The following is a 24,534-nucleotide window of genomic DNA, read 5'->3' as shown; positions in this document are numbered from 1 at the left end:
AAAATTTCAGTTTCCTCACACCTCCTTTTTAAGCTTTATCCATAACCACTTTCGATAAATTCCACATGGGCATAGCCACCGCGAGTAGCATAACTGTAACCATGCCAAAGATAGAGCAAAGCAAGATAGGCTCAATCATGGTTGTCAAATTTTTAGTAAGATGCTTCACTTCCAAATCATAATGGTTAGCCACGGCATCGAGCATTTCATCAAGACTGCCGGTCTTTTCGCCAATGGCCGTTGTTTCAATGATGATGGGTGAGAAGTATTGCCCATCGCGCATGATTTCTGAGATGCTGGTGCCTCGTTCAATGCCTGCTTTGATGGTGCTAATTTCTTGCACAAAGGCTTTATTCGAAATAACCTCCATCATAATTTCAAAGCAACGGGGTAACGACATGCCACTCTTGTAAAGTGAAGATAAAAGATGGCCAAATTGGGCCATGGTCACTTTTAAAGTTAGAACACCAAAAATAGGGATCTTAAAAGCCAGGGCATCAATGACTAAACGCCCCCGATAAGTAGAATAATATTTTTTATATCCAATAACGGCCGCTGCAACCAGAGCCAAAATGAGCCACCAAAAAGTGGAGAAAAAGTCGCTGATGCCAATAAGAAGTCGGGTTGCCCCGGGCAACTCGCCGCCAAACTTGTCGTAAAATTCTCCGAATTTGGGAATAACGAATGTCAGCAAAACATACAAAGCAACGAGCATAACCCCCACCACGATTTTAGGATAAAGGGTTGCTGATTTAATATTTGTTTTTACCTCAACCTGTTTTTCTAAAACGATGGTGAGCTCCAATAAGACTTGCTCTAAAATACCGGCTTCTTCACCGGCCGAAAGCATGGCCGTATAAAGGGAGTCAAAGATTTTAGGATGCTTTGAAAACGCCCTCCCAATCGAGGTCCCCGAGTTAATATCAACTTTGATAGCATTGAGGGCTTCTTTTAATTTAGGATTCTGACATTGTTTAGACAGAGTTGTTAAAATGATCTCCATACTGAGACCCGCTTTAAAAAGCGTGTAGAACTGGCGGGTAAAAACAATCAGCTCTTCTGACTTCACCGTTTGCAGCATGTTATTGATGCGGTTAAAACTCAAATTGGCAAGGCTAAAGCTACCCGATTTCATTTCTTCAATCGAGACGGGGGTAAGACCTTGATTAACCAGCGATGACTCTAGCTCTTTAAACTCATAGCCATCCACTTCGCCTTCAACCAAGACGCCTTTCAAATCACGAGCACGGTAAGCGAGCGTAACCATTATTCTGCCTCCGTTACTTTAATAACTTCTTCTAGCGTAACTACACCCTGCAAAATTTTTTCAATGCCATCTTCTTTCATGCTGCGATATTCACCGGTACTTTTAATGTAAGCCATGATCTCTTCTTCTTTGGCGTTTTGTTCGATGATCGTTTTCATTTTGTCTTTAACCGGGACAATTTCAAACAAGCCAATCCTGCCGGCAAAACCCGTATTGCGGCATTTAGGGCAACCCGCTCCTTTATAAACCACTGCATCTTCAGGCATCCCCAAATAACGCAGCATCTGGGGATCGGCTGGGGTGGGAGTGCGACAGTCTTGGCAAATTCTACGAATTAAACGTTGCGCCATGACACCTAAAAGAGAACTTGAAAGTAGAAAGGGGGCGACACCCAAATTGATGAGCCTAGGAATGGCACCCACCGCCGTATTCGTGTGCAAGGTTGAAAAAACTAAATGCCCCGTCATAGCGGCACGTAAGGCCATGTCGGCAGTTTCTCCATCGCGGATTTCTCCGATCATGATGACATCGGGATCTTGGCGCAAAATACTTCGCAAAGCTGAAGCAAAGGTCATGCCCGCTTTGGGATTTACTTGGGCTTGATTAACCCCACCAATTTCACTCTCAATCGGGTCTTCAACAGAAACAATGTTTCGATCAATCGAATTAACCCTCTGCAAGGCAGCATACAAGGTGGTACTTTTCCCTGAACCGGTGGGCCCGGTTACTAAGATAATCCCAAAGGGTTGAGTAATAACTTGAGAAAAAACTTTTAAATCCCTGGATGAAAAACCCAAGTGTTCCAATTTCATTAAATTGTCTTTGCGCAATAAACGAATGACAATTTTTTCGCCAAACGCGGTGGGGTAGCTCGAGGTTCGCATATCAATAAAATTTCCAGAAATCTTGAGTTGCGCCCTTCCATCTTGCGGGGCACGGCGTTCAGCAATATTCATCCCAGAAAGTATTTTGATACGGCTTGTTACCGGCAATAACATACGCCGAGGTAGGATTTGCCGTTCTTCGAGCCTACCATCCACGCGCAATCGCACGCGCACATAATCCCGTTGTGGCTCCACATGAATATCGCTGGCCTTCTCGCGATAGGCCTGAAGAAAAATAGAATTGACTGCTGATACCGCGCCCACCGAAGAAGCCATCTCTTGCACCTTTTCGGTGTTTTCATCTTGGTTTTCATCGGTCTCTTTAATCACTTCAACTTCGTCGATGTCGATTTCGCGCAAATCTTGTTTGCGATAGTGCTCCCGCATGGCGTTTAGCACTTCTTCTTTGGGGGCTAGCACCACTTCTAATTCACAATGCAGCGTGTTTGAAATTTCATCTAAGGAATAAAGGCTCAAAGGATCGGCCAGCGCCAATTGGATTTTATTTTCACGTTTGGCCAGGGGCAACATGGAATAGCGATACGCCAAGGTATAGGGGATCAAACGCACCAAATTAGTATCGATGGATAAACCTTTAATGGATTGTAAGGGAATATTGAGGCGGCCCGAAAGAAAATTGGTGATTTGGTCTTCACCCACGAAACCTTTTTTTAGGAGAATGTTGCCAATATTGCCACCCATACTGTCTTGGGTGACCCGGGCCACGGCGAGCTGATCAGAGGTGATTAAACCCGACTGAACCATCTCTTCGCCTAAGTGCTTTAAAAAATCTTGGCAATTTGTAGACGCTTTCACGAGTAAACCCCAACTATATATACTCGCCTCAGACGGCGAATTTTTGCCCCTTTAGCAAATTTAATCTTAGCCGAATCAGTACATAATGGGAATAGAAAAATAGTTTTTTTAAAAAAATTACCCACCCCATTTTTTAATCAATATTTATGCCAACTTATGTAAAAATTAATTTTTAAATTTTAGTTTGTTTTTTCAATGAATTGTACGTAAAATGTATGGAAAAGGGGCCTTATGCCAAGTGAATTAACCCTCGATTATTTGTTAAAAAAGATGGTGGAAAAGGGTGCCAGTGACCTGCATATTTCGGCTTTTTCGCCACCCCGTTATCGCATTGATGGGCAATTAAACCCCCTGGATGACGCCGTGATTACCCCTGAGATGGCCATTAAACTTTGCACCGAAAAATTGAACGAAGCTCAAATTAAGAAACTTAACGAACATAAAGAACTAGACTATTCTTTTGGCGTGGCGGGGTTGTCGCGTTTTAGGGTTAACTGTTATTTTGATAAATACACCATGTCAGGTGCCTTTCGTGCCTTGCCCGAAAAAATCCCCACGCCGGAGCAGTTAGGCCTACCTGAAAAATTATCTGAGATTATCCACAAACCCAATGGCCTAGTTTTAGTCACTGGCGCAACGGGTTCAGGCAAATCTACAACTATCGCGAGTCTCATGGATCAAATTAATGCCCTCCGTAAAGAACACATGATCACCGTCGAAGATCCTATTGAATATATCTTTGAACATAAAAAATGTCTGATTCACCAACGCGAAGTAGGGGAACACACTTTGAGTTTTGCCAATGGCTTAAAATATTTGTTGCGCCAAGATCCCGACATTGTGCTCATCGGTGAAATGCGCGATTTAGAAACGGTTCGAACCGCTATTACCGTAGCCGAGACCGGCCACTTGGTCTTTGCCACCTTGCATACCAACACCGCTGTGCAAACCATCGACCGTATCATCGACGTGTTTCCACCCAATCAACAGCCACAAGTGCGTAGCCAATTAGGGTTTATCCTCGAAGCGGTGCTCTCTCAACACTTATTGCCCAAAATTGGCGGCGGGCGTTGTTTAGCCATTGAAATGTTATTTCCCAATCACGGAATCCGAAATTTAATTCGCGAAGGCAAAACTCATCAAATCTATGCCTTAATGCAATCGGGGCAAACCGAAAGTGGAATGATTACCATGAATCAAGCACTTATCGCGCTAGCAGCCAAGGGCATCGTAGAAATGACCGTGGCAAGAGAATACAGCCCCGATGTGGGTGAGTTTGATAATCTTTGGAAAAAGACCCGCCGGCCTACGGGCATGAACACTCAATCCCACGCCGCCAACCTGGCCAATCCCAACGCCCATCGCGCCTAATAATATAAAACACTGTCATTCTGAACCCAGCAGGGTGAAGAATCTTCCACTTTATTCTTCAATCATTTGCAAATTATCGTACCTAAAAAGTTTTAGTGAAGTCGGCAGAAGCTTCCAGGGGTCCGTGTCGCCTGGGGGTTACGGCCCCCAGGCGCACTCAAAGTCTCAGCTTTCACGGCTTTATAGCCATAGAGGTGAAAGCTGGAGTTTATCCCGAGCAACAGCGAGGGGACAAACCCCTTCCAGCTTCAGCCGACTTCACTAAAACTTTTTATATCTCTGCAAATATTTGGGATTATATAAAAAGCGAGCGAGGTGACTTTGCCGTGGACTTAGCTTTGCTGACCCATCGCGGAAGCGGCGGGGCCCCCAATGCAAGTTAGCCGTCATGGAAAGCCGAGGCTCCCGCCTTTGGCGGGAGAACGCGGAAGGATTCCGTGACGGCTAACTCCATTAGGGTCGCCGCTGCAGCGCCGGGTCAGCAAAGCTAAGTCCACGGCAAAGTCACCTCGCTCGCTTTTTAGGTACAACAATTTGCCACGTATTTGCGCTGATAAAATTTTCTTTACTTTAATGCCATGCATGATTTTATGCGCGCATGACGATTTTATGGAAACCTAGTGAGGCGATGATTAAAAATGCCAATATCACTCGCTTCATGCAAAGGCATGGCATTAAGAGTTACTCGGCGTTGCTTGATAAAAGTGTGCAAGACATCGGTTGGTTTTGGGATCAAGCCTTACGTGATTTAGGAATTGCTTGGTATGAGCCTTATCAAAAAGTTTACGATGATTCTAAGGGGCTGGCTTGGACAAAATGGTTCTTGGGGGGCAAAACCAATATTGTCTTGAACTGCATTGATCGTTATCAAGAGTTTGAAGAGCTGCAAAATAAAATTGCTTTTATTTGGGAAGGGGAGTGTGGGGCTGTTAAAAAAATTACTTACCAACAGTTGCACGAAGAAGTTCAAGGCTTAAGTCTTGCCTTAAAAGAATTGGGCATTAAAAAAGGGGATGCGGTTTGTTTATATATGCCCATGGTCCCCGAAATGGTTTTTGCTTTTTTTGCCATTTTAAAAATAGGCGCCGTGGTTGTGCCTGTTTTTTCTGGCTTTGGCCCGCAACCCTTAGCAGTACGGCTAGAGCATGCCGAGGTGAAACTAGTTTTCACTGCTGACGGCGGTTTGCGCCGCGGCAAAAATATTCTCATCAAAGAAGCCTGTGATGAGGCTTTAAAATTAACCCCTCAAGTCAAGCATGTGATTGTGGTCAAAAGATTATTTCGCGAAGACACGCCTTGGCAAAAGGGTAGAGACCTCGACTACGAAACCCTGGTGGCAAAACACCGTGGGCAAACTTGCCCCACTGAAAAAATGGCTGCCGAAGATCCGAGTTTGGTTATTTATACCTCAGGTACCACCGGTAAGCCCAAGGGCTGTGTGCACACTCATGCGGGAGCATTGGCTCAAGTCGTTAAAGAAGTAGGTTATAATTTTGATACCAAACCCGAAGATGTTTTCTTTTGGCTCAGCGATATTGGCTGGATGATGGGCCCATGGGAAATGATTGGTACACTTGCATTAGGCAGCAGCTTTGTCATTTATGAAGGGGCACCCGATTGGCCCAAGGCCAGCCGTTTATGGGAAATGGTGGAGCGGCACCAGGTTACGATTTTAGGGATTTCACCCACCGCCATTCGGGTTTTAAAAAAGGCCGGCGACGAATGGGTAAGCCCTTATGCGTTTAAACATTTACGTATTTTGGGTTCAACGGGCGAGCCTTGGGACCCTGAATCTTACGAATGGTTTTACAAAAAAGTGGGCCACGAGCGTTGCCCCATCATTAACATTTCAGGTGGCACCGAAATCATTGGTTGTCTGTTAGCACCATTGCCCATCGCACCCATTAAAGGCGTTTCGCTCCAAGGCCCCAGCTTAGGGATGGATGTTGACGTGTGGAGTGAAGAGGGGAAATCATTACGGGGAGAAGTGGGTTACCTGGTATGCAAAAAACCAAGCCCCTCTATGACCAAAGGTTTTTTAAAAGACCCCGAACGCTATTTAGAAACTTATTTTTCACAATGGCCCAACATTTGGAATCATGGCGATTGGGCCTATGTTGATGAAGAGGGCTTTTGGTTTTTGCGCGGCCGCGCTGATGATACTATTAAGGTGTCCGGTCGCCGTACCGGCCCCGCCGAAATTGAATCAGCCGTTATGAATCACCCCGCTGTTGCTGAAGCTGCTGCCATTGGTGTTCCCCACGATATTAAAGGCGAAGGGGTTGTGGTTTTTGCAGTTTTAAAAAGTGACTTTGCCCCCAACTCAAACTTAGAAAAAGAAATCGTGCAAAATATCACCGATGTCTTAGGCAAAACCTTAAGGCCCGAGGCCTTGCATTTCATTCCCATGCTACCCAAAACCCGTTCCGGCAAAATTGTGCGGGGTTTAATTAAGAAAAAATATTTAGGAAAAGAATTGGGTGATTTATCATCCGTCGAGAACCCCCAAGCCTTAGAACAAATCCCTTTAATGACCTAAGTAAAAATATTTATGCGAAGTCTTTTTGAAGTCCTTGCCGTGGTGAAGCCGGCGCGGAAGCGGCGGGGCCCCCTCTGTCATTGCGAGGAGTCTGCGACGAAGCAATCCCCTCGGTTTAACCGGTGAGATTGCCACGCCCGTTGGGCTCGCAATGACAGAAAGTCCGTGCCCGCTAATCCCCCATGAGGGTCGCCGCTTCCGCGATGGCTTCATCACGGCAAGGACCTCGAAAAGACTTTGTAAAAAATATTTGCCCAAAGTCTTTTTGAAGCGGGAAGAGGCTACCCGAAACCCCAATGCTTAAGGGTTGAGGGAGCCTTAAGCCGGATTCAAAAAGACGTGACTCTATTTGCAGATGAATTGGAAGATTCTTCGCCATCATGGGTCCCGGATCAAGTCCGGGATGACGGTGACATTTATTTTAAAATAAGCAATAAGGCCGTACTCACTGGCAAAGTGAAATTATCTAAATCATGCACCGAAAACATCTCCACCAAAGTAAGCACTATAGCTAATCCCACGGCATGGCCAGGTGAAAAAAAATAAATAAATCCAACCAATGCCAGCATCAAAAATGCAGCACTCCCCACATAAGTCTTTGATAATTTGCCTAACCTTGGCCCACCTAATGATTTCCCCACCAACGAAGCCATTGAGTCACAAACCGCAATGATATAGGCGCAAAACCATAAATTTTTTACCGGGCCTAAATTCGACGCCACTAAAAACCCAACCATTAAGTAAATAGGGCCCCAATCCAGCGTGGGTCCCCGCCGGCAATAGTGGATCAATCGGGTTAAAAGGGGAACTTGAACCTTAAGTTTGATTTCTAAATAATAAATTCCAATATAAATTAAAATCAGCCCAATCCCAACGGCCCAAAACAATACGAGAGAATGCGTGGCTATCCAGGGAAACAAAAACACCGGCAGGTGCAAAAGCTTGCGCGCTACTTCGTGCTTAATAGATCTTGGTAAACTGGATGGCTGCCCCATGACTTGTCACCTGTGGAGTTAAAAAGATATCAGGATGTTCTTTTTTATGAAATTTTGTAGTTCCCCAACCCACAGCAATGCCAAGGCTGGCGCCGGCTAGCACATCAGTTAGCCAATGTTTTTTACTATCGATACGAGTCAAAGCCGAAAGGGTAGCCAGAGAATAAGCCGGTATAGCCACCTTCCAACCATAAGCCGACGTTAACACGGTAGCGGTTGCAAAAATAGAACTGGTATGATTGCTGGGCAAACTAAACCTTTCCCCATTAGGCCGGGTGCGCTGTGTGGCCAGTTTAGCACCTAGAGTTAAAACCTCGGTAATAGCCAATGCCTCTAAGGTTGATTCCATCGTCATCGCTAATTTGGGTTTATCCAATTTTTTGGCGATACCCCAGGTGATAAGTGAAACCCCAAACTGCGAATAGGGTGAAAGAACCCAGCCACTCACATCGTTAAAAGTTTTGCCAAATATTTCATTGGCGTTAAGTTTGCGATTCAAATCATCATCTAAAGGATGAAAGGCCGCCGATGCCCCTAAGCTGCCAACTAAAACCGCACCCGTAGAACTCCAAAAGGTATATTTAAAATCGTTGCCAATATGGCGTGGCATTTCTTTGAAAAAAAATTTTTCTGCCCGGCGAGAATGATTTTCAAAAAAATCTTCAGGGGCTGTTTCAGGTTCTAATGAGGGTTTAGATTCTTCGGTAAAAGCCGGCAGTGGAAAAAATAAAATAGATAAAATCAAAAGAGCCGCAATCCCTCGAGTCATGGGCTTTGAGTTAGCATGGTACCCAAGATAATCCAAATAATAATTGTATGGCATTCAAGACAATGTAAATTTTACAAAAAGTTGCTTCTTGACGAAGTCTTTTAAATTTGTTAACTTAAGTTAACAAATTTATTATAAAAATATGTATTTACAAACACTTAAAAATATAATTGTTTCAAAAAAATTGAACCAAGCCCAAATTGCTGAAGGTGCTGGCGTGTCACGTGCTGCCGTTTCCAAATGGTTTCGCGGCAAAAGTCCTTTGCTTAACATTGAAACCAAAACACTTTTTCATTTGGCCCAATCGTTTGGATTTTCCCCGGCTGAACTGATCGAAACGGTTCCTTCGCTTGATGAATTCAACACTTTATTTTTGTGGGATCAACTTTATCCAAGCATGGAAAGTTTTGTGGCTGCATTGCGCGAAAGTCGCTTGCCAGCACTTGCCAGATTAGTTCAAGTGCTTGGCTTTCATGAAGCTTCTTTTGTGATTGGAAAAAAAGTTTTAGAATGCTTTCCTCATTACAAAAAATTTATCAAACCCAAGCGTCGTTCAGAACTAGAAACTTTATGGCCACTTTATCACTCTTAAATATAGCGCCCCTGCCAACGCTTTCACGGCTTGCCGTGCCTTTTGCTTTACATAAAGCTTTAGCTCACATCTTTGCATTTTGCCCCGATGGTCTTTGGCTGGTTGGTGGAACAGCCTTGGCCGGCTTTTATGCCAAACACCGTCGTTCTGATGATCTTGATCTTTTTGCACAAGATGAATTTGCATGGCAAGCTGCTTTGCGCGCCGTTCGAAGTCTCAAAGAGAAGGGCGCAGTTTTTTCTCATGAGAGAACTTCAGCAGGATATTTTCGAACTTTAGCAAAAATAGAGCGGCATGAATTTACGATCGATATCGTATTGGATGAAAATCTTTTTCGAGTAGGTCAATCAAAGAAAAGCCAAGAAAATTTTGTTTTTGCTGACATTTCCACGTTGCTTGCAATGAAAGTTGCATGTTTAGTGAGTAGGGCTTCGGAAAAAGATCTCTTTGATCTCGATTGGATCTTAGAAAGAATCCCAAAATGGAACATTGAAGAATTAATAAAATTGGGCAAGCCGTTCGATGCTGGACTCAATACAGAATCTTTGTTGATCAGCCTAAAAGGTAGCCATTTGCGCAAAGAGGCATGCGCTTTTTTATTGCCAAAAGCTAAACTTACCATTGATGAAGCTTACACGCGCATTGAACTTTTAAGACAAGAATTGATTCATCGTCTTCTTGCATACGAAAAATTACTTGCGCCTCTTCAAGAAACAAAAGCCCTGGCAACCTCGCTTCAGCAGCAAAAGAAGTTTGCACGGAAAAAATAAACTTTGTAAGCCACAATTACATGGCATCGTCAACAACGTTGACACGATGATAGGTGGGCTTGTTTTGCGCATTAGCGTGTTGATCAATCCCTTGTTCTAACTTTTTGGGATCAATCTTTTTGCCAGAATAAACTTCGTTATAGCCAATTAAAAATCCCCTTTTAAAAGCCAAAATAAAACTGGCTTGCGACCCATATTCAGCACGATGAAATTTTTCAGGATGGTTAAAGGATTCTGCATTTTTAGACGCCGCCGGGCTACCGGCCTCTTTATCAAGCTTGGCTTGTTTGCGACCTTCGTCGTAGCCAATAAGCCCACCGCGCTTAGCAGCCGGATCCCCCATAAAACCTGTCTTTTTATCGATTTGCGCGGAAAGCGTGGAGGAAACCAACAATGTAATAATAAAAATAACTAGAACTCGCATTACTTTCTTACCCCAATGGGAGTAACAATTACCCTTTCGACCACATTAGAACCATATTTTTCATCTGAACTCAAGTCGGAAACTTCACGGTTACCTTCAGCGCCTCGCAAGGGTTGCATCTTAGCTCCAATAATCACGTCCCCTAAGGCTGGCACGTTGGTTGTAATAAATTTTGTTTGAATGCCTTTGCTATTAAATTCCACCTCAGCCATGCTTGCCACCAAATTCGGCAAATTCAAATCAACATAGCGAGTGCTGGTATTCATCTTTAAAGGCAAATATAAATTGTGAGTGGTAATCATGACCAACTTAACTGGTTTGTTTTCGCCCACTGGTTCTAACCAAACTTCAATCTCCATGGCGGGCGTTAAATTGCCACTCTCGCCCTGGCATTCGGCTTGCTTGATCGAAAAACACAAAGGGACTTCATCATCTTCGGCAATTCCATCTTCGTTACTGCAGGTCACCAAACATTGTGGGCACACAATGGGATTGACCTGAATATTCATGATCCTTCCCGAAAATTCTTTGACCTTCAATTGTTGAGTTTGAGCGAGGCCCTTTTGATGAGGTGTCAATAAGAACGTGACTAATAATATCCCTAAACCCAATAACCTTTTTAGCATTTCAAAGTTCTCCACCTTAATGGGTAGAGCAAAACTTGTGCCAAAAAGGCCAACAAGCTAAAATTTGATTATTACTTAATAATTGCAAATACTTATAAACAAGTAAGGAAAAAAATAATATGGAGGAGTGTGTCAAAATTGGAATAAAGTGTAGGAAAATTTGACACCCCTGGGTGTAAATCGTCGTACCTAAAAAGTTTGACTGAAGTGGGCTAAGGGTGTTGTCGAGAACCCGCACCCGTAAAGCCTACTCGGTCCAAAAAATCTTTTATTTTTAATTGAATTAGAGTATTCCTTCGTCATCCTCTAATTCAAAAAAATAATAAGATTTTTTGAACCTCCTACGGCTTTACTCCTGTGCTACAGGTTCTCGACAACACCCTTAGCCCACTTCAGTCAAACTTTTTATATCTACTCAAATATTTAGAGTTATATAAAAAGCGAGCGAGGTGCCCTTGCAGGTGACTTAGCTTTGCCGACCCACCGCGGAAGCGCCGGGGCCCCCATGCGGGCTAGCCGGCATGGAAAGCCGAGGCCCATGTCATCCCTGCGAAGGCAGGGACCCATGATGGACAACGCGGAAGGCTTCCGTGCCGGCTAGCCCCATGAGGGTCGGCGATGGAGCGCCGGGTCGGCAAAGCTAAGTCACCTGCAAGGGCACCTCGCTCGCTTTTTAGGTGCGACGATTTGTGAGTAAAAATTTTCCGATGCGTTTAAAGGCTTCTTTGATGTTGGTGATGGAATTGGCGTAGGAAAAGCGGATGTAGCCAAGGCCGGCTTTGCCAAAATCTATGCCTGGTGTCACCGCCACATGGGCCTGCTTTAATAAATCAAAGGCGAATTTATAAGAATCGTTGGTCCACTTTCGAACATCCACCAAAACATAAAAAGCCCCTTGGGGCGCAACCGCCGCTTTCATTCCCAAGGCCGCTAATTCTGATAAAATAACCTTGCGGCGTTGCATAAAGATTTTTCGAATGTGGCGTTGGGCCACCGCGCCTTTTTGCAATACCGCTAAACCTGCGGCCTGCACAAAAGAGTTGGTCGAAATATAAAAACTTTGTTGCAGTTTGCGGATGGGTTCAATAAAGGCATCCGGCACAATCACGTAACCTAATCGAAAACCGGTCATGGCATAGGCCTTTGAAAATCCGTTAAACACAAAGGCCTGGTCCGTAAATTCTAAAATAGAATGTTCTTTTGCCTCATAGGTAAGCCCATGATAAATTTCATCGGAGATCATAAATTTTTTTAATTTTGCAAATTGCGCCAAGGTGTTTGCGGATAAGACGTGCCCCGTGGGATTAGAAGGGGAGGTGATCCAAAGGGCTTTGGTTTTGGGTCGCAATGCTTGACGGGCTTGCTCTGGTGTAAAATGAAAACCGTTTTTGCTTTGCGTTTTTATAAAACGAGGTTTGGCCCCCAGGAAATAAAGAAAGTTGGGGTAACAAGGATAATGCAAGTCCGACAATAAAACTTCATCACGCACTTCAAGCAAGGCCCCGAGCGCGATGAGCATGGCCGGGCTGGTGCCAGGAGTAACAACCACCCGTTCCGGGCTGATTCTAACTCCATACTTTTTGCGATAGTGCTCTGTTATGGCTTGCCTTAATTCTAACGTGCCTTGGGAATGGGTGTATTTAGTCACTTTGCGGGCCAAGGCCTTTTGCAAGGCCTGGATGGCAATTTTAGGAGGGTCTAGATCCGGTTCGCCCAGGGCGAGTGAAATCACCGAGTGGCCTTGGGTACCTAAGGTAAGGCTTGCCTCTAAAATATCCATGGCCAAAAAAGACCTGATCCTTCGCATGCGCTCAGGACATGCATTTGCTAATCGTTTGGGAAAAGAAGCGGGTAAAATATTGACAACCTTTGTTAAAATTGAACGATATCGGCCTACAACATCTACAAAGGAAAATCCATGGTTAGAATTGACCCCATATCGACAACAATAGATTTTTTTTCAGAAATAGGGACTAGCATTGCAAACGTAGTTACCCAAAAACTCTGGATCCCTGCCTCCGCAGGGATGACAGAAGGACGGGGTGTTATCCCTGCGAAGGTAGGGATGACAGAAGGCCGGGGTTTCATCCCTGCGGAAGCATGGATCCAGCGATCCTACGCAGTTCAATTGTCCCGTGGAGTTGCACTTCCACCTACGTCAAGCCGCCCCACATCCCATCCCTACGCTGGAGAAGTAACCGTGGCAGGCCTTGCCATTGCACTGTTCGCCAAAAATCCTTGGGTGCGAATGCTAGGGCTTCTAACTGGGACCTCAACGTTGACCGGTTGTGCTGATACCGGTTCTGCATCCGCTTCAACTACCGATTATTCCTCCCTCCTTACCGAAGGAGAAACCCGTCAAGTCAACGCTGCTTTACCAGCCGAAACGATCAATGATCACAAATTAGCTTTTACAAATCAGGGGCCGGTTGCTGCGTGGGCACAATATGACCAAGCTTTTAAAGGTTTGGCCTTGTCTACGCCAGATAAAACTCACCATCTTTATAGTAGTAACCAAACTTTATTGAGCACATCCCTCGAAACCTTACCCAATGGTTCACTAGCCATAGCTTTTTTAGCTTCTGACAACCTCAACGAAACCCATGCTAAAAATGTTTCGGTGCGCGTTCTTTCCGCTAATGCAGAAACAGGCGGCCTAAACCAAGAAGACATTTTAGCAGAGGCCGATACCGTTGAAGCTCCGGTTAAGTCCTTACAAGTCCGAACTGCAATTTTAAATAATGAAGCGACCGACGAACAGCATTTGCTCGTCGTGGCTTATTTAGGGGGTAACCTCATTAAAATGGGCCTTTATAATGAGGGTCTGCAGCTTGTCCAATCCGGTGAATTCACCTTGGCTAATGGTTTATCGAATGTTGCGATAAGTCCTTTGTCAGAAGGTCAATGGCTTTTAACCACGGCTGGTGCAAACAAAGTTCTCTCCGTTTATCGCATGGCGGGGGTGTCTCCTGAAACCAGCGATCCCATCCTCACTGGCATCGAAAGCACGGGCGACTACTTAAATTTGGCAACTCAAAGCAACACCCTCGATAGTTTTATGGTTTATGGTTCGGCTGGATTTTTGTCTTATCGCCGTTTTGACTATGATGGTAATGCCAGTGGAAACCAACCCGTTTCGGTTTTTCACCCCATTTATAATGTCGATGCAGCCACGAGCCCAAACGGCGATTATAGCATTGTAGCCGTCTCAAATGAGCGGGGGCTACAAGCTGTGTTGTACGATAACGAAGGTAACGAGATTAATACGGGTGATTTTTTTACAAACATTCCTGGCAATGCCGGCAAGTATGAATCGGTGCAAGTGCGTATTCAAAGTAACGGCGCAACCGATACGATTGTTTTTCAATACTTAGATAATAGTTTAGAAACCCCCAAGCTTATGCAAAAAAGCTACACCCTCCAACGCCCTTAGCTAAATACGATGTTTCTTGAATCACACCCCTCCGTCACCCAAACTCCCTAGAATTGTTACAAAAAAAATAAGCAACTTAAAACCAGAACCTCCGACTTACAGCCAGTCTTACTAACCAGTCGGCTGTATGGGCTACAGCTTACTTCGGTTTATGGGCTGCGACTTGCGTCAGATTTCACAAAAAGTGCTCAGCGTAGCTATGGCTACGCCTCCGCGCTTTTTGCTCATCTTCCTTGTCTCGCTCCATAACCCTCGCAATCTGTAGCCCATACAACCGACTGGTTAGTAACAAAAAGCGGTTTAATTTACATAGGTTAGTTTAAGCGCGGATAGGGGAGCTTCTAAAAAAACCAAAAGGGCTTTATGCATAACGGCCCTACCTTACAAGGAGCTAAGCATATGGGCGACGGTCTACACGGAATTAAAGCAGAAATTTCTTATTTGCCTGGTATTGATGGCGGTCTTAACCAAACAGCGGTGAAATACATTGGTGACCCAGGGCCTAGTTATAGCGAACATATCCTTCGTCTCATGGCCAAATACAATTATCTCAAGGATCAATTAGAATTAGATGCTGGTTTAGGCGGATCGCTTAATATTTTTAGGGCCAATAATCGCAAAAGTTCGGCGGCTGATAGCGACCCTCTAGAATGGGCTATTTGGGCAGGGGGCGACATTTTATGGAAACCTAGCGAGCACTTTGGCATAGGGGCTCAATTACATTTCGCCTTTAATATTCTAAACGGCACATATGATGTTAATGCTCCATTCCCTTATGAATTTGAAGATGATTTATTAACCCGGGTTTGGCCAGGGCTTGTGATTCGAACGGGCACTGAAGATCTTCATGTTGATATAGGTTATGCCTATGGGATTGCGTTGAATACAGTTGATATCCCTGCACCAAGAGAGGGAGACCCCACTACACAAGCTGGGTTCAGCAGCCAACACAGCGTGAATGTAAGTGTCGCTTATAAATTTTTTTGATGTTAAAAAAATACAAGGAGCCCATTATGAATCCTAAAAGGATTGGGTATGTTTGTTTAATTGTCCTTTTTTGCCTTACTGGATTAAAACCAACTCTTGCGGGTTGGGTGATTCCTGAAGGTGGTGGTAGCGATGGTCAAATTTGCCCCGTTAAAACAAGCCTTGATGACCATGCCTACAATGATTCCTTTCGTCGCCAGGTGGATGGTTTTAATCTAAAGGGTTCTGAGAATCCAAAATTTTGCCACACTAAGATCCCTCTTTACACCAACACATTACTTTCTTCCAACCTAAGCTTCGATAACTCAGAGGATCAAGATGGCATTATTGTTGAAGGTATCGGAGGGCAGAGGGTTATTGACGTCAGCGCCATTAGCAGCGGTTGTGCCATCACCGTAAAAAAAGGCACCCGCGTTACCTTTAAAAATGTGATTATTCGCGGCTCCGGCGGCGATGGGCTTTGCGGCAAAGCCGATTTTGTTAATGTTGAAAATTCTAAGTTCGAAGAAAATAAAGGGGTTGGGCTTAACCTTGAGGGTAATCAAGGTGCCGTCACAAATATCATCGCCGACCGCAATGGCACAGGGTTAAAGATTTCGGGCACAAAATATACGGTCACAGGCAGCACCTTTAAAAACAACACCGGTAGTGGTGTTGTTTTAGACAATGCCCTTAATGAAGTAAGCAAAAACAATTTCTTCGACAATGGCGAACAGGCCTTAGTTTCTCCAGGCGATAATTTTAAACCCCTCATCGAATCGGGCATTAAATTACCCGGCGGGCAGTTTGATGTGCTCATCAAATTTGACACTGATGTTGAAAGGGTTGAACTTTATCGTACTCACCCTAAAGATGGTGTAACTCTGATTGGTGAAAAAAAGAGCAGTGATTTTACTAGCCGAACCGTGCATTTTATTTTTGACGCTTCCACTGGTGAAGAAGTGTTTGCTATCGCCTTTTTGAAAGACACTTCTACCTCGGCCATGTCGAACATTCATAACTTAAGCGAATTCAACACCAATACCGATATTGACTGTAGTGCAGGCCCAACTGAACCGGGGACCAACCTGGTTCGCAACTGTTCAATTGGCGCCGGTTCTCCTGAATTGCAAGACACCGACTGCGATGGGGTTAAAGATAATCAAGAAGACAAAAACAAAAATTGCCAATGGGACCCCAGCGAAGGTGAAAGCGATGCTGTGAATTCCGATTCTGATGGCGATGATCTTTTTGATGGCCAAGAAGATAAAAACAAAGATGGGGTTTTTCAAGAAGCAACTGAAACCAACCCTAACGATGAAGACACCGATGGCGATACCATTCCCGATGGCACTGAAGATTTTAATAAAAATGGCGTCAAAAATAGCAAAGAATCCGACCCCACCAAGGCCGACAGCGATGATGATGGCATCCCTGATAACTTAGAAGACAAAAATGCTAATGGCCAATGGGACGAAGGCCAAGAAACCAAGGCCTTCCATGCCGATACCGACCTCGATGGAAAAGCCGATAATGAAGAAGACAAAAATAAAAATGGCCAAGTAGACCCAGGGGAATCGGATCCTAAAAAACTCGACAGCGATGGTGATACTTTGCCCGATGGTTCCGATCTATGCCCCACCGACCCCGACACCACTTGCAGCAAACCTTGTATCCCCGGAGAAATCCCGGATGATTCGATTGATACTGATTTTGATGGCATTGCTGATCGTTATGAAGATTGGAATCATAATTGCGTGATCGATGCCAATGAAACCGACCCCAGAAAATCTGATACTGACGCCGATGGCAGCAACGATCGTTTAGATCCTTGCCCAAAAAATAGCGAACCCAGCTGTAAGTCAGCTTGTGTGCCTGGTGCCCAAGTTGCACCGACCTATGATCCCGATGGTGATGGTGCACCCCTGGTCGATGAAGACAAAAACCACAACTGTTTAAAAGATGGCAACGAATCCGATGGCTATGACCCTGATACCGATAAAGACGGTATTAACGATGGTATTGAAATTGCGAATGGCCTGGATCCTACCAAACAAGATTCTGATAATGACAGTCTCAACGACGGTGATGAAGACCTTAACAAAAATGGTAAAGTCGATCCTGGCGAAACGGATCCTAAAAATCCCAATAGCGATGGCGAAGGGCTTGATGACGCCACCGATCCTTGCCCAACCAATGCCGATCCAGAATGTAGTAATCAGTGTATCAAGGGCCAAATCCCTTCCGAAAACAAAGATGCCGATGGTGATGGCGTGGCCAATAAATTTGAAGATCTCGACCACGATTGTATCCGCGATGGCAATGAAATGAGTGCTACCTCCAACGATACCGATGGCGATGGCATTTTAGATGGTATCGAAGACAGCAATGCCAATGGCATTGTCGATGCGGGCGAAACCGACCCTAAAAAAACCGATACCGACAACGACGGCATTCCCGACAGCACCGAAGACCTTAATAAAAATGGCCAAGTCGACCCCGGTGAAACTGACCCACGACTAGCGGATACCGATGGTGATGGGGCCAAAGATGGTCAAGACTCTTGTCCCTTAAACTCAGATCCAGACTGTCAATTTGAATGCGTGCCCGGGGTTGCAGCTAGTAACCCCTTCATGGATTCAGATGGTGATGGTCTTACTAACAAAACCGAAGATATTAATCTCAATTGTGTACTCGACTTTGGTGAAACCGATCAAGGCAATGCCGATAGTGATGGTGATGGCCTGCCCGATGGGCTTGAAGATAAAAACAAAAATGGTGCGGTGGATCCTGGCGAAACTAACCCGCGTAATTCCGATTCCGATGGTGATGGCATTAGTGACGGGCTCGAAGACAAAAATCACGATGGCTTTGTGGCCCAAGACGAATGCGACCCCACCAAGGGTGACACCGATGGCGACGGCCTTTCTGACTTCCATGAAGACAAAAATAAGAACGGCCTAACCGACGATGGTGAAACGGCTTGCTACTTGAACGACAGCGATTTTGATGGCATCAATGATGGTCAAGAAGACGCCAATAAAAATGGCAAATGTGACCCCGGTGAAACTTGTGCCAATAGTGACGACACCGATGGCGATGGCGCCAAAGACGGCCAAGAACTTGCTCAAGGCACCGATCCACTGATCAACCGACCCGATGATTTAAAGCAGTTGGTTGATAAAGGCGGTTGTAGTTTGAATACCCTAACCATGGGAACTAACGCCCCGTTCTTTGGCTGGACATTGATTTTGGCCCTGGGTATGTTGATTCCCTATGGCCTTAAACGAGGGTATGCATCCCATTCGCAAACTACCCGAGGAACTGATCACTAAAATCGCCGCGGGCGAGGTTGTTGAACGCCCGCTATCGGTGGTTAAAGAGCTAGTTGAAAATTCCATTGATGCAGGTGCCACCTCTATTATCATTACCTTAAAAGAAGGCGGCAAACAACTCATTGCAGTTTCAGATAATGGGCGAGGCATTGCAGGCGATCAAATCGAGCTTGCCCTCACCCGCCACGCTACAAGCAAAATCCAACACCTTGACGATTTAACTCATTTACACAGCCTAGGGTTTCGTGGTGAGGCCCTACCTTCGATCGCCGCTATGAGTAAATTCCGTTTAGAATCGGCAACACCCGAGCATCAACCCCTGGGGCAATTTTGGGACAATACCCAAACCCTGCAAACTGGCCCCATTACTCGCCAAGCGGGCACGACCGTGCAAGTACAAGACCTGTTTTATGCCACCCCAGCCCGTTTAAAATTTCTCAAATCAACCGCTACCGAATGGGGTCACATCCACGATTTTATTTTAAGTATGGCCCTCTATCATCTCAATATTGAATGGTCGCTGATTCACCAAGGCAAGACCTTATTAAAAACTCAAACCACAACTAATTTACTGGATAGAGTAGGGGACCTCTTTGGCCGTGAAACTCAAGCTCAACTCTATAGCTTTGAACGCGAAGTGCCAGGTATTCAAATGAGAGGCTTTTTATCTCACCCCAATTTTTCTCGCAGCCAATCCAAAAACTTTTTTGTCTTTGTCAACGGCCGCTACGTGCAAGACCGAGTTATCAATCACGCTATCTTAGCGGGCTACCGATCTTTGTTGATGAGAGATCAATACCCCATGGTCATTTTAGATTTGAATATCGATCCACAACAAGTGGATGTGAACGTACACCCCAGCAAACGCGAAGTGCGCTTCGCAAATAGTCGGGCCATTCATAGTCTCATCTCTGAGACTTTATATCGTCGCCTTAGTGAATCACCTTGGGCACAAAAATTACACCATTCGGCTGAGAGAGGAGGCGGCACCCCTATTCATGGGCTGATGCCTCTCGCGGCGACCTTCATGGAATCAGAGGGCGGCGGGCCGCGGCTTTCCATGCCGGCAGACTCGCATGAAGGGCCCGCCGCGCAGGCTCGGCCCATGAATAGGGGTGCCGCCTCCTCTCTCAGCCCAAATAGTGAAGAGCTTTTTGGTCAAATAAAAACGGGAACGCTGCAATACACTCAGCTCAAAATTATTGGGCAGTTGTTGCAGACCTATATTCTTTGTCAGGCTGATGAACGGCTGGTGTTGATTGATCAACATGCAGCCCACGAACGGATTGGGTTTGAAAAATTGAAACAACAATTTGAGGCAGGGGTTATCCCTTCGCAACGCTTGCTTCATCCCATCAATGTTGATCTGCGGCCCTCTGAAGGCGAAATACTAAAACAATATATCGACGAATTAGAACAGTTTGGTTTTGAAATTCGATTTTTTGGTGGCAACACTTTTATGATTCAAGCCGTGCCTAATTTATTGAGTAAAGAAGATCCTAAAAAAATCTTATTTAGCCTTTTGGATTCCTTAGAAAATGAAAACCGCCTGGCCCCACTCATTGAAAAAGTAGATCACACTTTGGCCACTATGGCCTGCCATCATCAAATTAGGGCAGGGGACCCTTTAAATTTGCCTGAGATGGAACAACTCTTAAAAGATCTCAACGGTACACCCCACAGTTATCATTGCCCCCATGGTCGCCCGGTGATGGTCGAAATCTCCCAATACGAAATCGAACGATGGTTCAAGCGAGTCCTTTAAAACCTAAAATGATTGCCATCGTTGGCCCCACGGCGGTTGGCAAATCAACCTTGGCCTGCACCTTGACTGGCCAATTGAATGGTGCGGTGATCAATTTTGATAGCCAACAAGTCTATCGCCAACTCAACATCGGTACGGGCAAATTACCCTTAAACGAACGCAACCCTAACCACTATTTACTTGATCTACTCGATCTTGATGAAACCATGAGTGCTGGCGACTTTGCTGAAAGGGCAAAAAAACAAATTGAACCCTTACTTCAAGAAAAAATTCTTCCTATTTTAGTAGGCGGCACCGGGCTTTATCTGAAAAGTATCCTTTACGGCCTTGATAATTTACCTAAAAGAAACTCTATTATTAGAAATAAGTTAAATACTATTATTAAAAGTAAAGGTTTAAATAATCTTTATGCCCAATTAAAACAGGTTGATCCCAGCTTAGCCAAAAAAATCCAACTCAACGATCAGGCCCGCATCATTCGCTTTTTAGAAATTTACGAACTCACTCAAAAACCACCTTCGCATTTGCTAAAACAACAACAAATTTCCCCCTACGATTGTTTTATTTTAGGGTTAAATTTACCACGCCCAGAACTTCACCACGCCATCGCAGAGCGTATTGAAGCCATGCTGCAAGCTGGCTGGCAGAACGAGGTTGAGGGGCTTATGCAACAAGGTTATGATTTTGAAAAATTATCGGCCACCGCAATTGGTTATTGTGAATTACAAAAAGTCATTCAAAATAAAATAAGCTTAAACGACGCCAAACAAGCCATCCTCATCCAAACCCGCCAATACGCCAAACGCCAAATCACCTGGTTTAAAAAAGAAAAAATAAATCTTTGGATCAACCCAAACTCAGAGGCCGAAATCGCCCAAGCGATTGAGCAGATCAAAACATTTTTAATAAAATAAATTACTGTACCTAAAAAGCGAGCGAGGCGACTTTGCAGGTGAAGGCACTTTTTTGACCCGGCGCTCCATCGCCGACCCTAATGGGATTAGCGGGCACGGAAGCCTTCCGCGTTGTCCATCATGGGTCCCGGATCAAGTCCGGGATGACGTGAGCCGCGGTTTTCCGTGCCCGCTAATCCGCATTGGGGGCCCCGGCGATTCCGCGATGGGTCAAAAAAGTGCCTTCACCTGCAAAGTCGCCTCGCTGTTGCATTCCACTCTCTATGAGACTGGTTGTTTCAGTTTGAATGAGATGGGCGGGTAAGAAAAAAAGAGAACCAAAGTCCAGAATCCAGGTTGCTTTAGGGCTTCCCGGATTCTAGAGCTTTGACCATGCATAAAAAGAACCTGCCTGATAAGGGCAGGGGACCATCCTTAAACGAAATCCTCATAAAAGGTAAAGAGGCAAATTGGATTAAGCCGGATTATTCTCCGTGCTGCGGGCAGTCTTGCTGGTGGCACGACTTTCGGGAGCGTTGGTGCTCTTGGGGGCGCATTTGGCTCAGGCGCTGGAGGTGTTCTGCTTGTCTTCGGGCCAAAACCCTTCTTCCTGAAGGTCTTTGGCTCCGTTTCCAGGCAAGCATCCGGGAGATCATCCAGGCCTGCCGATTGCGTTTTCAAAATAAACCCTGGCGTTTAGTCCACGATTCCTTTTCCAGGAGCCGCATGCGCTGGTGGATGCGTGTCGCCGAAAAAATCAAAATAGCCGGGGATTTTCTTGAAGGGCTTTGCCACGTTTTATGGAAAGGCCGGGCTCCTTTATCCCGGTTTTGGCTCCCCCACCCAAGAGTGTCATAGTCCTTCGGGATTTTCCTCGTTAGGGTCGCCTCCATCAATTCAAAAAGGAGGTTTCCCGTGGATTATGACCCGATTGCTTACTTCCGTTACCAGTGCATCACCCCGCTTTTGGAAGCGGAACGCGGAGATTTGCACTGTCTCATGGAAAAGATCGTTGGAACCACGCCGATTGCTCCCAACGGGCATGTTTATCGCTTAAGCCGGGCCACTCTCTTCCGGTGGCTGGCCCAATACCGCCAATCCGGCATTGACGGCCTGCGCCCCAAAGCACGCCGTGACCGTGGGTCAAGCCGCAAAATGAAAGGTGAGCTGGCCCAAGCGTTGCTTGAACTTAAAAAACAAAAACCCAAACTCACCGTTGCTGCTTTAATTTACCAAGCCCGCTCCCTTAAAATCATTGCCTCAGGCCAGCATCTTCCCAAAATAAGCGTCTATCGCCTGCTCAAACGCCATGGCCTCATGGATGCTCCTGAAACCGCGCCCATCGACCGCCGCCGCTTTGAGGCGGAATACCCCATGGACTTGGCCCAGTCCGATGTCATGCACGGCCCCAAAATCAAGAGCAGAAAAGCTTATCTGATCGCCTTAATCGATGACCACTCCCGGCTCCGCCTTTCGTTCCGCCAAACTGCGGTATGCCCTGGCAAGCCTGGGAGTGAGCTTAATCCATGCCACCCCTTACCAACCCGAGGGCAAGGGCAAGTGCGAACGCTGGTTTAAAACCGTGCGGGAGAACTTTTTGCCCCAACTCTCTTTATCTGACTTGGAAAGCTTGGAGGCTCTCAATGAAGCTCTCCACGCGTGGATCGACGGCTACTATCACCGAACTCCCCACTCCACTACCGGGGAGCCTCCACTGGAGCGGTTTATCCAACACTTGAAGGCCGCTCGTCCTGCACCTGAACACTTGGAGGCCATGTTTAGAAATCGGGCTTTGCGTAAAGTCGGCAAAGATCGGGTCGTGTCCTTAAACGGCAGGGCTTTTGAAGCCCCCATAGGTTCCATCGGCAAAAAACTGGAGCTTAAGTTTGATCCAACCCGCCCCGATGAAGTCGAAGCCTTCGATGGACCCAAATCCTTGGGGCTTCTTAAGCTCGTGCTCCCCCATTCCAATGCCAAAATCAAACGCTCCAAAAGAGATTTTGAAATGGAGCCCTCCACTCAAAAAAATACCCCCCCTTCGGGCAAGGTCCCGTTTGGGCAATGATGAAAAAACCAGGAAAGGAAAACAACCATGGATTACTTAAACCACTTCGGCTTTGCCAAAAAACCCTTCTCTCAAGATTTAAAATGGGAGGACTTGCTGGTGACTGATCAACTCAAGGACTGGCAGGGTCGTTTCAACTTCGTGGCCACTCACAAGTTCTGGGCCGTCTTAACCGGCGAGGTCGGCGCAGGCAAATCCACCGCCGTCCGCTGGGCCTTAAACAATCTCCCCCATCCCGAATACCGCCCCATCGAAATCATTGCCTCGGCCGGCTCAACCATCGAAACCTATCGCCGCATCCTCATGGCCTTGGGCATCCCACTGCCGGGTAACCGCGCCCGTATGCATCACGCCATCATCCAAACCTTCAAAGAGATTGCCGCCCAAAAAATAACTCCGCTCCTCATCATCGATGAGGCCTCCCTTTTGTCCCTGGAGGCCTTCAAAGAACTCCATACTCTGACTCAAATCGATTGCGACTCCAAATCCATTATCGTTGTCATCCTCGTGGGCCAGGATGATCTGATCGATAAATTAACCTATCCCACATCCCGCCCGCTGGCTTCCCGTATCACCGCACGCATGCACCTGACCGCCGGTAACGAACAACAAACCGCGGATTACATCGCTCATCACCTCAAAATCGCAGGATGCCGCCCGACTCTCTTTGAATCCCAGGCGATTACCGCCACCCACCAGGCTGCCGGGGGCATCCCCAGAAACATCAATAACCTCGCCCGCTGCGCCCTCATTACCGCTGCCGCCCAAAAACGACAGGTCGTAACCCCAGACGACGTCCGCATCGCCTCAACAGAACTCTTCCTCCATGCCTAAAGTCTCAAACACCTTGAAATCTCAAGTCTCAGTCAATGTGAAACGCAACAGCATCACATCCAATATAGTTTGTAGCATAGTTCATACAGCACGTTCCTTTCTGAGGTTTAAGGTTATGTCCCTTACGGGACTTTTAAAACCTTATGATCCTCGAGATCTCAAAAGGTCTAGCTCTTTAAGAGCTTCTTGG

19 protein-coding genes are annotated in these 24,534 nt (G+C 45.9%); 12 read left to right on the top strand and 7 right to left on the bottom strand.

Annotation, left to right across the window (positions count from 1 at the left end; genetic code table 11):
• Positions 1-28: 28 nt before the first annotated feature.
• Together HYU97_12150 and tadA are read right to left on the bottom strand one after the other, a co-directional pair.
• A complete protein-coding gene (locus HYU97_12150; protein MBI2337501.1) occupies positions 29-1,267 on the bottom strand; it encodes a type II secretion system F family protein in 1,239 nt (412 codons plus the stop codon).
• Positions 1,267-2,967, bottom strand: a complete 1,701-nt coding sequence (gene tadA / locus HYU97_12145) for a Flp pilus assembly complex ATPase component TadA (GenBank protein MBI2337500.1) — start codon at positions 2,965-2,967, stop codon at positions 1,267-1,269. Before tadA ends, HYU97_12150 begins: the two co-directional genes overlap by 1 nt.
• A gap of 231 nt (positions 2,968-3,198) precedes the next feature.
• On the opposite strand from tadA, the gene HYU97_12140 reads away from it, so the two are divergent.
• The gene (locus HYU97_12140) at positions 3,199-4,338 is read left to right on the top strand and encodes a type IV pilus twitching motility protein PilT (GenBank protein MBI2337499.1); all 1,140 of its coding nucleotides are present in this window, start codon (positions 3,199-3,201) and stop codon (positions 4,336-4,338) included.
• A gap of 598 nt (positions 4,339-4,936) precedes the next feature.
• Positions 4,937-6,877, top strand: coding sequence for an AMP-binding protein (locus HYU97_12135; protein ID MBI2337498.1), 1,941 nt, complete (start codon positions 4,937-4,939; stop codon positions 6,875-6,877).
• Between the two features lie 416 nt (positions 6,878-7,293).
• Here the strand turns inward: HYU97_12135 and HYU97_12130 are convergent, their stop codons facing one another.
• Both HYU97_12130 and HYU97_12125 read right to left on the bottom strand, forming a co-directional pair.
• The gene (locus HYU97_12130) at positions 7,294-7,872 is read right to left on the bottom strand and encodes a hypothetical protein (protein ID MBI2337497.1); all 579 of its coding nucleotides are present in this window, start codon (positions 7,870-7,872) and stop codon (positions 7,294-7,296) included.
• The gene (locus tag HYU97_12125; GenBank protein MBI2337496.1) at positions 7,838-8,641 is read right to left on the bottom strand and encodes a phosphatase PAP2 family protein; all 804 of its coding nucleotides are present in this window, start codon (positions 8,639-8,641) and stop codon (positions 7,838-7,840) included. Before HYU97_12125 ends, HYU97_12130 begins: the two co-directional genes overlap by 35 nt.
• Positions 8,642-8,783: 142 nt before the next feature.
• Between HYU97_12125 and HYU97_12120 the strand changes: the two genes are divergently transcribed.
• Together HYU97_12120 and HYU97_12115 are read left to right on the top strand one after the other, a co-directional pair.
• A complete protein-coding gene (locus HYU97_12120) occupies positions 8,784-9,233 on the top strand; it encodes a helix-turn-helix transcriptional regulator (GenBank protein ID MBI2337495.1) in 450 nt (149 codons plus the stop codon).
• Positions 9,212-10,003 (top strand): nucleotidyl transferase AbiEii/AbiGii toxin family protein, encoded by a 792-nt coding sequence (locus HYU97_12115; protein ID MBI2337494.1) that lies wholly within the window; start codon positions 9,212-9,214, stop codon positions 10,001-10,003. Before HYU97_12120 ends, HYU97_12115 begins: the two co-directional genes overlap by 22 nt.
• A 16-nt stretch (positions 10,004-10,019) precedes the next feature.
• Here HYU97_12115 and HYU97_12110 read toward each other — a convergent pair whose 3' ends face one another.
• From HYU97_12110 to HYU97_12100, 3 genes are all read right to left on the bottom strand, one after another.
• Entirely contained in the window at positions 10,020-10,427 is a 408-nt protein-coding gene (locus tag HYU97_12110; GenBank protein MBI2337493.1) for a hypothetical protein, read from the bottom strand.
• On the bottom strand, positions 10,427-11,053 hold the full coding sequence (locus HYU97_12105; GenBank protein ID MBI2337492.1) for a hypothetical protein: 627 nt from the start codon (positions 11,051-11,053) through the stop codon (positions 10,427-10,429). The genes HYU97_12110 and HYU97_12105 overlap by 1 nt, the downstream gene beginning before the upstream one ends.
• Positions 11,054-11,726: 673 nt before the next feature.
• Positions 11,727-12,860 (bottom strand): pyridoxal phosphate-dependent aminotransferase, encoded by a 1,134-nt coding sequence (locus HYU97_12100; GenBank protein MBI2337491.1) that lies wholly within the window; start codon positions 12,858-12,860, stop codon positions 11,727-11,729.
• Positions 12,861-12,971: 111 nt separating this feature from the next.
• On the opposite strand from HYU97_12100, the gene HYU97_12095 reads away from it, so the two are divergent.
• The 8 genes from HYU97_12095 (at position 12,972) to HYU97_12060 (ending at position 24,344) form a co-directional block, all read left to right on the top strand.
• Positions 12,972-14,486, top strand: a complete 1,515-nt coding sequence (locus tag HYU97_12095) for a hypothetical protein (protein ID MBI2337490.1) — start codon at positions 12,972-12,974, stop codon at positions 14,484-14,486.
• Positions 14,487-14,885: 399 nt separating this feature from the next.
• A complete protein-coding gene (locus HYU97_12090; protein ID MBI2337489.1) occupies positions 14,886-15,473 on the top strand; it encodes a hypothetical protein in 588 nt (195 codons plus the stop codon).
• A 26-nt stretch (positions 15,474-15,499) separates the two neighbouring features.
• Positions 15,500-18,787, top strand: a complete 3,288-nt coding sequence (locus HYU97_12085) for a right-handed parallel beta-helix repeat-containing protein (GenBank protein MBI2337488.1) — start codon at positions 15,500-15,502, stop codon at positions 18,785-18,787.
• The gene (mutL, locus tag HYU97_12080; protein MBI2337487.1) at positions 18,729-20,552 is read left to right on the top strand and encodes a DNA mismatch repair endonuclease MutL; all 1,824 of its coding nucleotides are present in this window, start codon (positions 18,729-18,731) and stop codon (positions 20,550-20,552) included. Before HYU97_12085 ends, mutL begins: the two co-directional genes overlap by 59 nt.
• Positions 20,531-21,466, top strand: coding sequence for a tRNA (adenosine(37)-N6)-dimethylallyltransferase MiaA (gene miaA, locus HYU97_12075; protein ID MBI2337486.1), 936 nt, complete (start codon positions 20,531-20,533; stop codon positions 21,464-21,466). The genes mutL and miaA overlap by 22 nt, the downstream gene beginning before the upstream one ends.
• A gap of 894 nt (positions 21,467-22,360) precedes the next feature.
• Positions 22,361-23,023 carry a transposase gene (locus HYU97_12070; protein MBI2337485.1) on the top strand — a complete coding sequence of 221 codons (663 nt, stop codon included), beginning with the start codon at positions 22,361-22,363 and terminating at the stop codon, positions 23,021-23,023.
• Positions 22,959-23,510 (top strand): transposase, encoded by a 552-nt coding sequence (locus HYU97_12065; GenBank protein MBI2337484.1) that lies wholly within the window; start codon positions 22,959-22,961, stop codon positions 23,508-23,510. Before HYU97_12070 ends, HYU97_12065 begins: the two co-directional genes overlap by 65 nt.
• A gap of 27 nt (positions 23,511-23,537) precedes the next feature.
• Complete coding sequence (locus tag HYU97_12060) at positions 23,538-24,344, top strand: AAA family ATPase (protein ID MBI2337483.1); 807 nt, start codon at positions 23,538-23,540, stop codon at positions 24,342-24,344.
• Positions 24,345-24,534 lie beyond the last annotated feature (190 nt).

The sequence above is a fragment of the Deltaproteobacteria bacterium genome (assembly GCA_016183235.1).
GTDB lineage: Bacteria > UBA10199 > UBA10199 > DSSB01 > JACPFA01 > JACPFA01.
The sequence above is the reverse complement of the archived record's forward strand: the minus strand, read 5'-3'. Positions and strand labels throughout refer to the sequence as shown.